Here is a 12,571-nt window from a genome sequence, read left to right as displayed (position 1 = left end):
CTCGGTAGCGTGTCCGAGCGGCCGAAGGAGCTCGCCTCGAAAGCGAGTGTGGCGCAAGTCACCGAGGGTTCAAATCCCTCCGCTACCGCTTGAGAAGGGCCCCGTCTGATGACGGGGCCCTTCGTGCGATCTGCCCCTTCGTGCGCTCGGGCCTTCGTGCGATCATGTGCGCTGCATGGGACACCAGTGACAGGGGAGGCCGCGATGGCGGTGAACGCGAAGAAGGTCGCCGTCTACGTCGTCGTGGTCTTTGGGCTGTACGTGATCATCACCGACCCGAGGACGGCCGCCGATTACGTCCTTATAGGCTTCCAGGGCGTATCGGACGCGGCCAGCGCCCTCGGCGACTTCGCCACCTGGGTCGCCAACGGAGGAAAGTGATGATCCGCCACCTGGTGCTCTTCAAGCTCAACGAGGGCGTCGAGCGCGACGACCCGCGCGTCGCGAAGGGCGTCGAGGCCTTCCGCTCACTCGACGGCGCGATCCCCGAGATCCGCTTCTGGGAGCTCGGCTGGAACGTCAGCGACCGCCCCATCGCCCACGACTTCGCCATCAACTCGGCCTTCGACGACGCGGACGCGCTGCGCCGGTACGTGGAGCATCCCGACCACCAGGCGGGTGTGGCGCAGTGGCGCGAGTTCGCCACGTGGGTGATCGCGGACTACGAGTTCTGAGGCCCGCGACCCCCAACACTTCGAGCCCCCCGTCGCTTCGACGGGGGGTTCTTCCGTGGTGTGCGGCGATTCATGCGGCTTTTCATCCCTCAACACGTAGTTATGGGGTGCTTGCACACAGTGGACATGTCTTGTGATGCTATGACCGCTTTTGATGGAAGAGTCGACTGATGGGTTGACGGATGACGAGGTGGAGTTGACCGTGCTGGCCAGTACTGCGCCTCAGGCACCCTCCTCGGAGGCAACTCCCCAGCGGAGCCGTGGCGCCGACACCCGCGCCCTCACGCAGGTCCTCTTCTCCCAGCTCAAGGAACTCCAGCCGGGTACGCCGGAGCACGACCGGGTGCGCGGGGCGCTCATCGAGGCCAACCTCCCGCTCGTGCGCTACGCGGCCGCCCGTTTCCGCTCCCGCAACGAGCCGATGGAGGACGTCGTCCAGGTCGGCACCATCGGGCTCATCAACGCCATCGACCGCTTCGACCCGGACCGGGGCGTGCAGTTCCCGACGTTCGCGATGCCGACGGTCGTCGGCGAGATCAAGCGGTACTTCCGCGACAACGTCCGTACGGTCCACGTGCCGCGCCGGCTGCACGAGCTGTGGGTGCAGGTCAACAGCGCGACCGAGGACCTGACCACCTCCTTCGGGCGCACGCCGACGACCTCGGAGATCGCCGAGCGACTGCGCATCACCGAGGACGAGGTGCTGTCCTGCATCGAGGCCGGACGGTCGTATCACGCGACCTCCCTGGAGGCCGCGCAGGAGGGCGACGGACTGCCGGGGCTGCTGGACCGGCTCGGCTACGAGGATCCCGCGCTGGACGGCGTGGAGCACCGGGATCTCGTACGGCATCTGCTCGTACAACTGCCCGAAAGAGAGCAACGGATTCTGCTGCTGCGGTACTACAGCAATCTCACGCAGTCTCAGATCAGTGCGGAACTCGGCGTCTCGCAGATGCATGTCTCGCGGCTACTCGCGCGTAGCTTCCAACGGTTGCGGTCTGCGAACAGGATCGACGCGTAACCGCAAACAGGAGCGAGAGGTCACTGAGGCGAGGGAATCGCTCATCAGGGCCGTTCCCGGCAGTTGCGTGCCGAAAGGTCGTCAGACCCCTTGTTTGCAGGGCTTATTCGCGTCTCAGATGTCGACATGTCACTACAGCGTGTTGCCGACATGTGACATTCTGCGTGAAGCGCGTTTGCCGGGGCTTCGGCGCCGGTATTCAGGTGAAGGCTGCGTTCCTCAGACGGGAGCGTTCGCCGCGACCGTCCCGCGACCCAAAGGGGGTGGCATGTCCGCAGAACAGGGCAGCTCGAAGGTGCTCACGCTCGCGGAGAGCGAGACAGCTCCCCATGCTCTCGACTCACTCGGCCCCATCGATGATGCTCCGGCACTGGTGGCCGAGCCCGTCCCGGCCCTGCCGGCCGCGGGCGCCATCGACACCCGCACCCTGTCCCGCTCCCTGTTCCTGCGGCTGGCCGCGCTCGACGAGGACAGCCCCGAGCGTGCGTACGTCCGTGACACGCTGATCGAGCTCAATCTGCCGCTGGTGCGGTACGCCGCGGCTCGGTTCCGTTCGCGGAACGAGCCGATGGAGGACATCGTCCAGGTCGGCACGATCGGGCTGATCAAGGCGATCGACCGGTTCGACTGCGAACGCGGGGTGGAGTTCCCGACGTTCGCGATGCCGACGGTGGTCGGTGAGATCAAGCGGTTCTTCCGCGACACGTCGTGGTCGGTGCGGGTGCCGAGGCGCCTGCAGGAGCTGCGGCTCGCCCTGACCAAGGCCAGTGACGAGCTCTCGCAGAAGCTGGACCGCTCTCCTACGGTCCCCGAACTCGCGGCCGTGCTCGGGGTGTCCGAGGAGGACGTCGTCGACGGGCTGGCGGTGGGGAACGCGTACACGGCGTCCTCGCTGGACTCGCCGGCTCCGGAGGACGACGGCGGCGAGGGCTCGCTGGCGGACCGGCTGGGGTACGAGGACACCGCGCTGGAGGGCGTGGAGTACCGCGAGTCCCTGAAGCCGCTGCTGGCCAAGCTGCCGCCTCGTGAGCGGCGGATCATCATGCTGCGGTTCTTCGCGAACATGACCCAGTCGCAGATCGGCGAGGAGGTCGGCATCTCGCAGATGCACGTCTCCCGCCTGCTGACGCGGACGCTGGCGCAGCTGCGGGAAGGGCTGATCTCGGACTGACGGCACGGGGCGGCCCACGACTCTCGTCGTGTGGCCGCCTGCGGTTTCGTCGTGTGGCCGCCTACGGCTTCGTCGTGGGTCGGGGCCGCGCCGGGGGGGTGTCCGTCCTCGGAACGGCGCGATGGAGTCTCACGCCGACTGACTGGCGTTGACGCGCCAACCGCTGCGGGCGGACACCCCCCGACACGGCCCCTTCTCGCCGTACGCGGGTGCGGGCGCGTTCCGCCCCAGCTGCGGGCATGCGTGCCGCTAGGGGCGGCACGGGTGGGCGCAGCGGCACCCCCGCTCCGCCGGGTTGCGGACCCACCCGGCCCGAGCGACGACGCAGAGCACCTCGTCGCGCCGAGCCGTGCAACGCCCCGGCCTCAGCGGAAACGCCGGGTACCCAGCGACTTACGCCAGCGCCAGCCAAGCCACCGCCGCGACAACCGCTACGGCGACGACGACGCCGAGGATGAGACCGATGCGCGGCCCGCCGCCGGCAGACGTCGCCGCGGCCTGCCGCCCCTGCGGCGCCTCGTCGACGAACGCGCGGAACATCTGGGTGTTGCCGGCAGGGTCGTGATTGCCCTGGGGGGCCTGGTTGTTAGCCATGGCCCGAGACCCTAGCGAAAACGCCGGGGCTCCCCAAGTGGGGGTTGGCCTTCCGTTTGCCCGGGGCGACCGGTACCGCCACCCTCGCCACCGGCACATTTACTGACGCAATACTTGCCTTTGCCAACTTTTGGCGCCGTATTCATCTCCTTTATTTGCCTTCAGCAACCAACAGCTTCTATGGTTGCCCTAAGCAACGAAATCGGGAGGTGTCATGGCCGAGAGGGCGCAGTACGAAGAGCTGGTCCGCCAGTTCAGTGCCTTCGGCGCCGTGAAGCGGGAGCTCGGCCGGATCATGCCGGCCGAATGCCCCGGCGGGTCGGCGGCCGTTCTGACCCTGCTGGGCCGCCATGGCGACATGCGCATGAGCAAGCTCGCCGAGCTGCTCGCGGTGGACATGTCGGTCACCAGCCGCCATGTCGCGCACGTCGTGGAACGGGGCTGGATCGAACGCTCCCCCGACCCCGCGGACAAGCGCTCACGCATCCTGCGCCTCACGCCCGCGGGCGACGCACAGCTCGACGAGCTGTCCCGGCGGACCACCGAGGTGCTTGAAGAGCGCCTGAGCGACTGGTCCGACGAGGACGTACGCCGGCTGACGCAGCTGATGGCGCGGCTGCGGGAGAGCTTCGACTGCCGGCCCGCGCCCCGGGCAGCACCACCCGCTGTCGAACAGACCACCCGTACACCCGCAAGCACGTAAGAAAAGGAAGCCCATGGCAACGACCACACCAGCCGGTGTGCGGGCTCATGCCAAGCACGGGGGAGGCTCGCACAGTCCCTCCGGCGACGGCGCTCCGATGACGCACCGGCAGATCATGGAGGCCCTCACCGGCCTCCTGCTCGGCATGTTCGTCGCGATCCTGTCGTCGACGATCGTCTCCAACGCCCTGCCCCGGATCATCGGCGACCTCGGTGGGGGCCAGAGCGCCTACACCTGGGTCGTGACCGCGTCCCTGCTGACGATGACCGCGTCCACGCCGCTGTGGGGCAAGCTCGCCGACCTGTTCTCCAAGAAGCTGCTGATCCAGCTCGCCCTGGTCATCTTCGTGCTGGGGTCGGCGGCGGCGGGCATGTCGCAGAACCCCGGCATGCTCATCACGTTCCGCGCGGTCCAGGGCATCGGCATGGGCGGACTGTCCGCGCTGGCCCAGATCATCATGGCGGCGATGATCTCGCCGCGTGAGCGCGGCCGTTACAACGGCTACCTGGGCGCCGTCTTCGCGACGGCCATGGTCGGCGGTCCGCTGGTCGGCGGTGTCATCACCGACACCGACTGGCTCGGCTGGCGCTGGTGCTTCTACGTCGGCGTGCCCTTCGCCGTGATCGCCCTGATCGTGCTGCAGAAGACCCTGCACCTGCCCGTGGTGAAGCGGAAGGTCAAGGTCGACTGGGCCGGCGCCTTCTTCATCAGCGCGGCCGTCTGCCTGCTGCTGGTCTGGGTGACCTTCGCCGGTGACAAGTACGACTGGCTGTCCTGGCAGACGTACGCGATGGTCGGCGGTTCGCTGGTGCTGCTGGCGGTGTTCGTCCTCGTCGAGGCGAAGGCCAGTGAGCCGATCATTCCGCTGCGGCTGTTCCGCAACCGGACCATCACGCTGGCCTCCATCGCCTCCCTGTTCGTCGGTGTCGCGATGTTCTCGGGGACCGTGTTCTTCAGCCAGTACTTCCAGCTGGCGCGGGACAAGTCGCCGACGATGTCCGGTGTGATGACGATCCCGATGATCGCGGGGCTGTTCGTCTCCTCCACCGTCTCCGGCCAGGTCATCACCCGGACCGGGCGCTGGAAGGCGTGGCTGGTCGCCGGCGGTGTGCTGGTGACCGCGGGCCTCGGCCTGCTGAGCACGATCCGGTACGACACCGAGTACTGGCACATCGCGGCCTTCATGGCGCTGCTGGGTCTCGGCATCGGCATGATGATGCAGAACCTGGTGCTCTGCACGCAGAACCAGGTGGAGCCGAGCGACCTGGGTTCCGCCAGCTCCACGGTGACCTTCTTCCGGTCCCTGGGCGGTGCCGTGGGCGTCTCGGCGCTGGGCGCGGTCCTGGGCAACAAGATCACCGACTACGTCAAGGACGGCCTCGCCGACCTCGGCCCCGAGGGCGCGGCCCTCGGCCACGCCGGCACGGGCGGGGGCGGCATCCCCGACCTCGACGCGATGCCCGCGCCGCTGCGCACCGTCGTGGAGAGCGCCTACGGCCACGGTGTCGCGGACGTGTTCCTCTACTCGGCTCCGCTGGCGCTGCTCGCGCTGCTGGTGTCGTTGTTCATCAAGGAGGTCCCGTTGAAGACGAAGGGTGGGCTGGCGCAGGCCGCCGAGCCGCAGACGCCTGCCGAGACCGTGGCTTCCGCCGAGGCCGTGGCTCCCGCCGCGGAGAAGGCCGTGCCGAGCTGGGCCGTGGCGGAGAACGAGGCCGCCGACGGCACCGGGCCCGAGGGCACGCAGCGGCTCGCCGCCGTCGCCACGGCGGCCCGTCCGGAGGAGGCCTCCGGCGGTGTCCCCGGCGTTCCCGTTCAGGGGTTTGTCCGCGGCTCCGAGTCCGCGCCCGTGCCGCAGGCCGCCGTCACGCTGATCTCGCTGGCCGGGCGTCAGCTGGGGCGGTCCGTGGCGCAAACCGACGGCTCGTACGCGGTGGACGCCCCGGGCTCCGGATCGTACGTCCTGATCGCCTCCGCCGACGGCTACCAGCCGCAGGCGTCCACGGTCGTGGTGAACGGCGAGCCGGTCGCCTACGACATCCTGCTCAGCGGCACCAGCGGGCTGACCGGTCTGGTGCGGGCCGCCGAGAACGGGCAGCCGGTCAAGGACGCGATGGTCATCGTGACCGACGTGCGCGGTGACCTGCTGGCCACCGGGACCACCGGTGAGCAGGGCGAGTTCACCTTCGCCGAACTGGTGCCGGGGGCGGTAACCGTCGCGGTGAACGCCGCCGGGTACCGGCCGCGGGCCCTGCCCGTCGAGGTGGGCGGCACCGGGGTCACCCGGGTCGAGATGGACCTGGACTCGGGCGCCCGCGTCCAGGGTGTCGTCCGGGCCCCGCACGGCCCGCTGGCCGATGCCCGGGTGACGCTGGTCGACCAGGCCGGCAATGTCGTCGGCTCGGCCACGACCGGCACGGACGGGGCGTACGCCTTCACCGACCTGGACGGCGGCGAGTACACCGTCATCGCCACGGGCTACCCGCCGGTGGCCACCGCCCTGACGGTGGCCGGCCGCGGCGACGACGCCCACGACATCGAACTCGCCCACCCCGGCGAGTAGGACAAGCCCCGGCCCGTGGCGGTGGGCGCGCTCCGAGCGGAGGTGCGTCTGCTGCCACGGGCCGGTTTCTTTTAGAGGAGTTAGCTGAGATGGGACTGACCGCGAGGATCCGTACCCGGGACGGTTGGGCCGTGTCGCACGCGGTCGTCACCGTGGCCGACATGACCGGGGCGCAGGCGCTGCGTGCCGAGGCCGACGCGGAGGGCGCCGTACGGGACGCGACGCCGCTGGAGGCGGGGGCGTACACCGTCATCGTCACGGCCGTCGGGTACGCGCCCGCGGCCTCCAATGTGATCGTCACCGCGAGCGGGCGGGCCGAGGTCGGCACGGTGACGCTGGCGCGGCAGGGTGGCACCGAACTGCCGCCGCCCGGACCGTGGACCGTCGACCCGGTGCACTCCAGCGTGGCCGCCGTGGCCCAGCACCTGGGCATCTCCAGCGTGCACGGCCGGTTCACGGAGTTCTCCGGCACGATCGAGATCGCCCCGGACGACGTCACCAAGTCCCGTGTGGAGGCGGTGATCCGGGCCGCGTCCGTCGACACCGGCAACGGCATGCGCGACGGGCATCTGAAGTCGCCGGACTTTCTCGATGCCGAGCGGTTCCCCGAGATCACCTACCGGTCGACCGGGCTGACGGCGGCCGGGTCCGACCGGTGGACGGTCCACGGCGAGCTGGGCATGCACGGTGTCGTACGGCCGGTCGACCTCGATCTGGCCTACCTCGGCACGGGCCCGGACCCGTGGGGCGGCACCCGCGCGGCGTTCCGCGCCACGACCGAGCTGCACCGCGAGGACTTCGCGATGAACTACAACCAGGTCCTCCAGGCGGGCATCGCCGCCATCGGCACGACGCTCAAGGTGGAGCTGGACATCCAGGCCGTGCAGGGCGAGTCACTTCCGGCGGCCTGAGGCCGGGTCCGACGGCCGGGACACTCTCGCCACCAACTGGTCGCACAGGTCGCGGAGTTTGACGTTCCGGTCCTGCGAGACCCGGCGCAGCCGCTCCAGCGCGATGCGCGCGTCGATCCGCTCCCGGGCCATGAGGATGCCGATCGCCTGGTCGATGACGCTGCGGGAGAGCAGCGCGGTGCGCACGTCGGCCGCGGACTGGCGCCGACGTTCGATCCGCAGTGCCACGCTGATCGCGTCCCCGGCCCGGGCCGCGAAGGTTCGGGCCGGCTCCCGGGCCGCGCCCAGCGCCCCGGACTCCTCGCCGTAGAAGTTGAGCGCCGCGCCCGTCTCGCCCTCGACGTCGATGGGCACGGCCAGCACACACCGGACGCCCACGGACAGCGCGTACCGGGTGTACGACGGCCAGCGGGACTCCGCCGGCAGGTCGGGGGCGTACTGCTCGGCGCCGGTCTCGGCGGCCTCGACGCAGGGGCCCGAGCCGTTCTCGTACTGGCGCAGGTCCAGGCCGCTGGGCAGGCCGTCGCTGCCGGCCAGGGTGAGCAGCCGGTCGGCGCGACGCACGGTGATGCTGCACGCGGCGGCGCCCGGCACCTCCCGCACCGCACGGTCGGTCAGATCGTGCAGCAGGGTGTCGAGACCGCTGCTGCGCACCATCGCCTGGTCCAGCGTGTCGGACGTCTCGGAGCTCATGACCGTACGTGTATCCCGTCGCCGCCCTCGCACGCCCCCGACATGACCCGGCTCCCTCAGGTGGTGTTGTGCGTGCCGACGATCCGGCGGGCGAGATCGCGCAGTTTCACGTTCTCCCGCTGGGAGGCCCGCACCAGGCTCTCGAAGGCCGCGGCCGCGTCGATGCCCTGGCGCTCCATGAGGATGCCGGTGGCCTGGCCGATCAGGTCCCGGGTGTGCATGGCCTCGGTGAGCTGCTCGCGCACGGTCGCGGAGTCCAGGGCGATGCTGACGTGCGCGGTGAACAGCCGGCCGATGCGCGTCGCGTCCTCGTCGAAGACGTCCGGCTTGCGCGCGTAGGCCGTGAGCACGGTCAGCCTGCGGCGGTCGGCGCGCAGCCGCAGCGACAGCGCCGAGCGCAGCCCCAGGGCCGACAGCACGTCCCAGCCGTCGTCCGCGTCGCTGTCCCCTATCCGCGCCACCGGGCTGTTCCACAACCGCTCCCAGTGCCCGTGCTGTTCGCGGCCGGTGTGCCGGGCCTCGGCGGAGCGCACGACCTCGTCGGTCCAGGCGAGCGTACGGAGCCGGCTGCCGCGCTCGAGCACGGAGACGCCGGCGTGCTCGGCCCCGGGCATCAGGTGCACGGCCAGCCGGACGGCCGTACGCAGCGTGCTGTGGGGAGTGGGCGTCTCGTGCAGTTGCTGAGACGCCACCGTCAGGGCATCGGCCAGCTCGAAGCCAACCGGAAAACGGGGCAAATCAGGAAACTCGGACGCAGCCACCACGAACCTCTTCGGCATGCACGGCCATGGCCGTGCGCAGGAGAGCTCCGCAGCACATTCCCGACTGCGAGCACAGGACGGACAGCACTCTAGCTGCTCGGTTGCGTCCAGGTGACGTCCGGCCGACGGCCGCGACAGGCGCTTCCGCAGCCGTGCCCCGGCGTGGTGGAATGGGCCCAAGGGTCAGGAAGCGGCCTTACCGGAATCCGGACGAACGTCTGCCAGGTGAGTGCTGTGACTTTCATCCCGAATCCCACCGAACCACGGGACCTGCCCGGCCGTGTCTGCCTCACGATGCCCGCGGAGATCGACTTCTGCAACGCCACCGAGCTGCTCCCGCTCATCATGTCCGCGGCCCGGAACCGTGGTGACCGGCTGGAACTGCTCGTCCTCGACCTCTCCTGCACGTCCTTCATGGACTCCCAGGGCGTCCGCCTCATCAACGACATCCGCCACCGGCTGCGCCCCGAGGCCCGGGTGCGTCTGGTGGCCCGGCCCGACGGCGTCACGAGCAGCGTCCTGGAGCTGACCGGACTGCGCCGGGACGTCCCCGTGTACGACAACCTCGCCGAGGCCATGGCGTCGTAGGCTGCCGCCCATGGCACCGAACATCGCGACGAACACCCGTGTCTCCCTCGACGAGTTGCTCGACTTCGTACGACCCCGGCACCACGCGATCCTGCTGACCCGGCGGGCCGACGACGGCCCTCAGGGATCGCCGCTGACCTGCGGCGTCGACGACTCCGGCCGGATCGTGGTCTCCACATACCCGGAGCGGGCCAAGACCCGCAACGCCAAGCGGGACCCGCGCGTGAGCCTGATCGTCCTGAGCGACGACTGGAACGGCCCGTGGGTACAGATCGACGGCACCGCCGAGGTCATCGACACCCCCGACTCCGTCGAACCGCTCGTGGAGTACTACCGGAACATCGCCGGTGAGCACCCGGACTGGGACGAGTACCGCGCGGCCATGGCCAAGCAGGGCAAGTCGATCATCCGGATCACACCGGAGCGGTGGGGGCCGGTGGCGACCGGCGGGTTCCCGGCGCGGCTGGTCGAGGGGGAGTAGCCGCGCAGGCGGTTCAGGCGCGGGCGACGATCGTCTCGATGCCGGCGATCAGCAGTTCCAGCGCGAACTCGAAGTCCCGCTCCAGCATCTCCGCCACCGTGTCGCCGCCGCGGGCCGCCATCATCTCCTGGGAGTCCCGGATGAGGTCGGCGGCCTGCGGGGACTCGGTCGCCGTGCTCATGGCGTCCTGGAAGTACTCGTCCAGGGTCATGCCGGTGGCCGCGGCCCGGGTGGAGAGATGGCCCTCGAGCGTGCCGTACCCGTAGACGAACTGGAAGACCGCCGAGATCGTGCTCGTCAGTCGGTTCGCGGGCAGCCCGGTCCTGCGGACCACGCGCTGCACGGCCCTCGAGTACGCCAGGTTGTTGGGACCGATGTTGAGATAGGTGCCGACGAGCTGCGACACCCAGGGGTGGCGCACCAGCAGGCCGCGGTACTCCCGGGCGAGGGCGCGCAGCTGGTCGCGCCAGTCCTCGTCGGCTTCCGCGTCGGGCAGCCGCATCTCGCCCATGGCCTCGTCCAGGGCGAGTTCGAGGAGGTCGTCCTTGGTGTCGACGTACCAGTAGACGGACATCGCGGTGACGTTCAGCTCGCCGGCCAGCCGCCGCATCGAGAACTTGGCCAGGCCCTCGGCGTCCAGGAGCCGGGCCGTGACCTCGGTGATCCGATCCCGGTCCAGCCCCGACGGCTGCCCGCCACCGCGTCGCCGGTGCGCCTTGCCGTCCAGCCACACACTGCTCCGCGCGGCTTTGTCGGCTGCTTTCGCCATGGCGCACCTTCCTCAACGTTCCAACGCCGATCATGCTAGGCGCCCTGTCTTTGCTCGGGGGCGCGGGGAACTGCGCGACCAGCCACAACGGGCCCGCACCCGCAACACAACCGCACCCCTGACCTCCTAGGCGGACTCTGCCCGCTCGGCCCGCCGCAACAACGCCGCCGCGACCAAACCACCCAACAGAACAGCGACCGCCCCCACCAACTGACTGCTCTCCAGGCCGGAGGCGAACGCGTCAGAGATCCGCGCCTTCTCCTCAGCCGAGTCCGCCGCCGCCAGCGCCGCCGGCAACGACGCCGCGGACACGGCGACCAGCGACGCGAACCGCGAGTTGAGCACGGCGCCGAGGACCGCGACACCGAGGCCGTTGCCGAACTCCGCGAGCGTTCCGTTGATCCCCGCGCCGACCCCCGCCTTCTCGGGCGGAATCGCACTCATGATCGCGTTGGCCATGGCCGGCATGGACAGCGCCACACCCGCGCCCATGACGATCAGACCGACCAGCATCCCGCCGTACCCGTGCCCGCCGAACAGCGCGATCGCCGCCAGCCCCGCGGACACCAGGGTCATACCGAGCGCGATGGCCGCCGGCGTACCGGCCTTGAGCACCAGCTTCGCCCCGATCCCGGTGAAGTTGAGCGCGACGACGGTCAGCGCCAGCGGCGCGGTCCGCAGCCCGGCGTCCAGCGGCTCGTAGCCGAGGACGAACTGGAGGTGCTGCGTCAGCAGGAACAGCGACCCCGTCATGCCGAACGCCACGAGGATCGTGCCCGCGACCGCGCCCACGAACTTCTGGTTGCGGAAGAAGTGCATGTCGAGCATGGGGTTGTCGATGCGCAGCTCCCACATGACGAACAGACCGAGTACGGCCAGGCCGATCAGCGCGGAGACCAGCACCTGGCCGGACGCCCAGCCGTGCTCGGGCCCGGTGATGATCGCGTACACGCACGCCGTCATGCCGATGGTCGACAGCACCGCGCCGACCAGGTCGGGCCGGTCGCCCGCCGTGTGCTTGGACTCGGGGACGAGCGCGGCGACCGCGACCAGGCCGAGCACGGCGACCGGGATGTTGATCAGGAAGATCGCGCCCCACGAGAAGTGGTTCAGCATCACACCGCCGATCAGCGGCCCGGCCGCGAAGCCGAGCGAACTGACCGTCGACCACAGCGCGATGGCCTTCACCCGCTCCTCGTCGTCGAAGATCTGCACGACGACGGCGAGGATCGTGGTCATCAGCAAGGCGCCGCCGACGCCCATGCCCGCGCGGGCCGCGATCAGCTGGGCCGGGCTCTGGGAGAGGCCGGCCGCCAGCGAGCCCACGCCGAATATCGCCAGGCCCGCCATCAGCAGCAGCTTGCGGCCGTAGCGGTCGGCGGCGTTGCCCGCGGTGAGCAGCAGGCCGGACTGGACCAGCGCATACGCGTTCATCATCCACTGGACGTCGGCGGTCGTCGCGTCCAGCTCGCGGGTGAGCGAGGGGATCGCCACGTTCAGGATCGTGTTGTCGAGCAGCACGGTGAGCTGCGCGAGGCAGATGACACCGAGGATCAGCCAGCGTTGGGGGTGGCCGCCGGAAGCCGTCTGGGGTGGGGCCTGTTCCTGTGGGGACGTCGTCATGCTGTACACCGTAGAACAGTTC

Annotated in this window: 14 protein-coding genes and 1 tRNA gene; 10 read left to right on the top strand and 5 right to left on the bottom strand. The window is 70.0% G+C overall.

The features are described 5' to 3' along the window. Window positions 1-3: 3 nt before the first annotated feature. The 5 genes from OG542_RS21060 to OG542_RS21040 all read left to right on the top strand — a co-directional run bounded on the left by OG542_RS21060 (window position 4) and on the right by OG542_RS21040 (window position 2,866). Window positions 4-88, top strand: a tRNA-Ser gene (locus tag OG542_RS21060). A 116-nt stretch (window positions 89-204) separates the two neighbouring features. Beyond that, the gene (locus OG542_RS21055; RefSeq protein WP_328412960.1) at window positions 205-381 is read left to right on the top strand and encodes a hypothetical protein; all 177 of its coding nucleotides are present in this window, start codon (window positions 205-207) and stop codon (window positions 379-381) included. Next, window positions 381-674, top strand: a complete 294-nt coding sequence (locus OG542_RS21050) for a Dabb family protein (RefSeq protein ID WP_328412958.1) — start codon at window positions 381-383, stop codon at window positions 672-674. Before OG542_RS21055 ends, OG542_RS21050 begins: the two co-directional genes overlap by 1 nt. A gap of 154 nt (window positions 675-828) precedes the next feature. Then, window positions 829-1,695 carry an RNA polymerase sigma factor SigF gene (locus OG542_RS21045; protein ID WP_184593619.1) on the top strand — a complete coding sequence of 289 codons (867 nt, stop codon included), beginning with the start codon at window positions 829-831 and terminating at the stop codon, window positions 1,693-1,695. 268 nt (window positions 1,696-1,963) lie between these two features. Beyond that, window positions 1,964-2,866, top strand: a complete 903-nt coding sequence (locus tag OG542_RS21040) for an RNA polymerase sigma factor SigF (protein WP_184593621.1) — start codon at window positions 1,964-1,966, stop codon at window positions 2,864-2,866. A 393-nt stretch (window positions 2,867-3,259) separates the two neighbouring features. Here OG542_RS21040 and OG542_RS21035 read toward each other — a convergent pair whose 3' ends face one another. Beyond that, window positions 3,260-3,460 (bottom strand): hypothetical protein, encoded by a 201-nt coding sequence (locus OG542_RS21035; RefSeq protein WP_328412956.1) that lies wholly within the window; start codon window positions 3,458-3,460, stop codon window positions 3,260-3,262. Window positions 3,461-3,674: 214 nt separating this feature from the next. Between OG542_RS21035 and OG542_RS21030 the strand changes: the two genes are divergently transcribed. The 3 genes from OG542_RS21030 to OG542_RS21020 all read left to right on the top strand — a co-directional run bounded on the left by OG542_RS21030 (window position 3,675) and on the right by OG542_RS21020 (window position 7,634). Next, window positions 3,675-4,163 (top strand): MarR family winged helix-turn-helix transcriptional regulator, encoded by a 489-nt coding sequence (locus tag OG542_RS21030; protein ID WP_328412954.1) that lies wholly within the window; start codon window positions 3,675-3,677, stop codon window positions 4,161-4,163. A gap of 13 nt (window positions 4,164-4,176) precedes the next feature. After that, a complete protein-coding gene (locus tag OG542_RS21025) occupies window positions 4,177-6,723 on the top strand; it encodes an MFS transporter (RefSeq protein WP_328412952.1) in 2,547 nt (848 codons plus the stop codon). 89 nt (window positions 6,724-6,812) lie between these two features. Further along, window positions 6,813-7,634, top strand: a complete 822-nt coding sequence (locus OG542_RS21020; protein WP_328412950.1) for a YceI family protein — start codon at window positions 6,813-6,815, stop codon at window positions 7,632-7,634. Here OG542_RS21020 and OG542_RS21015 read toward each other — a convergent pair. Together OG542_RS21015 and OG542_RS21010 are read right to left on the bottom strand one after the other, a co-directional pair. Then, entirely contained in the window at window positions 7,617-8,327 is a 711-nt protein-coding gene (locus OG542_RS21015; protein ID WP_328412948.1) for a GAF and ANTAR domain-containing protein, read from the bottom strand. The two genes, OG542_RS21020 and OG542_RS21015, sit on opposite strands and share 18 nt — an antisense overlap. 56 nt (window positions 8,328-8,383) lie before the next feature. Then, the gene (locus tag OG542_RS21010) at window positions 8,384-9,106 is read right to left on the bottom strand and encodes an ANTAR domain-containing protein (protein WP_193482969.1); all 723 of its coding nucleotides are present in this window, start codon (window positions 9,104-9,106) and stop codon (window positions 8,384-8,386) included. Between the two features lie 216 nt (window positions 9,107-9,322). Between OG542_RS21010 and OG542_RS21005 the strand changes: the two genes are divergently transcribed. Then, window positions 9,323-9,676 (top strand): STAS domain-containing protein, encoded by a 354-nt coding sequence (locus OG542_RS21005; RefSeq protein WP_408057872.1) that lies wholly within the window; start codon window positions 9,323-9,325, stop codon window positions 9,674-9,676. Between the two features lie 10 nt (window positions 9,677-9,686). After that, window positions 9,687-10,157, top strand: a complete 471-nt coding sequence (locus OG542_RS21000; protein ID WP_261679335.1) for a PPOX class F420-dependent oxidoreductase — start codon at window positions 9,687-9,689, stop codon at window positions 10,155-10,157. Window positions 10,158-10,170: 13 nt separating this feature from the next. On the opposite strand, the gene OG542_RS20995 is transcribed toward OG542_RS21000, so the two are convergent. Next, a complete protein-coding gene (locus OG542_RS20995) occupies window positions 10,171-10,926 on the bottom strand; it encodes a TetR/AcrR family transcriptional regulator (RefSeq protein ID WP_311126542.1) in 756 nt (251 codons plus the stop codon). Window positions 10,927-11,052: 126 nt separating this feature from the next. Next, window positions 11,053-12,549: an MFS transporter gene (locus OG542_RS20990; protein ID WP_328412942.1), complete on the bottom strand. Its 1,497-nt coding sequence runs from the start codon at window positions 12,547-12,549 to the stop codon at window positions 11,053-11,055. Window positions 12,550-12,571 lie beyond the last annotated feature (22 nt).

This window comes from Streptomyces violaceus (genome assembly GCF_036014075.1).
Taxonomy (GTDB): Bacteria; Actinomycetota; Actinomycetes; order Streptomycetales; family Streptomycetaceae; genus Streptomyces; species Streptomyces violaceus.
This window is presented reverse-complemented; position numbering and strand designations above follow the sequence as displayed.

Coding starts and splice junctions, on each gene's coding strand:
- OG542_RS21055 (WP_328412960.1), top strand. CDS start 205: ATGGCGGTGAACGCGAAGAAGGTCGCCGTCTACGTCGTCGTGGTCTTT.
- OG542_RS21050 (WP_328412958.1), top strand. CDS start 381: ATGATCCGCCACCTGGTGCTCTTCAAGCTCAACGAGGGCGTCGAGCGC.
- OG542_RS21045 (WP_184593619.1), top strand. CDS start 829: ATGGAAGAGTCGACTGATGGGTTGACGGATGACGAGGTGGAGTTGACC.
- OG542_RS21040 (WP_184593621.1), top strand. CDS start 1,964: ATGTCCGCAGAACAGGGCAGCTCGAAGGTGCTCACGCTCGCGGAGAGC.
- OG542_RS21035 (WP_328412956.1), bottom strand. CDS start 3,460: ATGGCTAACAACCAGGCCCCCCAGGGCAATCACGACCCTGCCGGCAAC.
- OG542_RS21030 (WP_328412954.1), top strand. CDS start 3,675: ATGGCCGAGAGGGCGCAGTACGAAGAGCTGGTCCGCCAGTTCAGTGCC.
- OG542_RS21025 (WP_328412952.1), top strand. CDS start 4,177: ATGGCAACGACCACACCAGCCGGTGTGCGGGCTCATGCCAAGCACGGG.
- OG542_RS21020 (WP_328412950.1), top strand. CDS start 6,813: ATGGGACTGACCGCGAGGATCCGTACCCGGGACGGTTGGGCCGTGTCG.
- OG542_RS21015 (WP_328412948.1), bottom strand. CDS start 8,327: ATGAGCTCCGAGACGTCCGACACGCTGGACCAGGCGATGGTGCGCAGC.
- OG542_RS21010 (WP_193482969.1), bottom strand. CDS start 9,106: ATGCCGAAGAGGTTCGTGGTGGCTGCGTCCGAGTTTCCTGATTTGCCC.
- OG542_RS21000 (WP_261679335.1), top strand. CDS start 9,687: ATGGCACCGAACATCGCGACGAACACCCGTGTCTCCCTCGACGAGTTG.
- OG542_RS20995 (WP_311126542.1), bottom strand. CDS start 10,926: ATGGCGAAAGCAGCCGACAAAGCCGCGCGGAGCAGTGTGTGGCTGGAC.
- OG542_RS20990 (WP_328412942.1), bottom strand. CDS start 12,549: ATGACGACGTCCCCACAGGAACAGGCCCCACCCCAGACGGCTTCCGGC.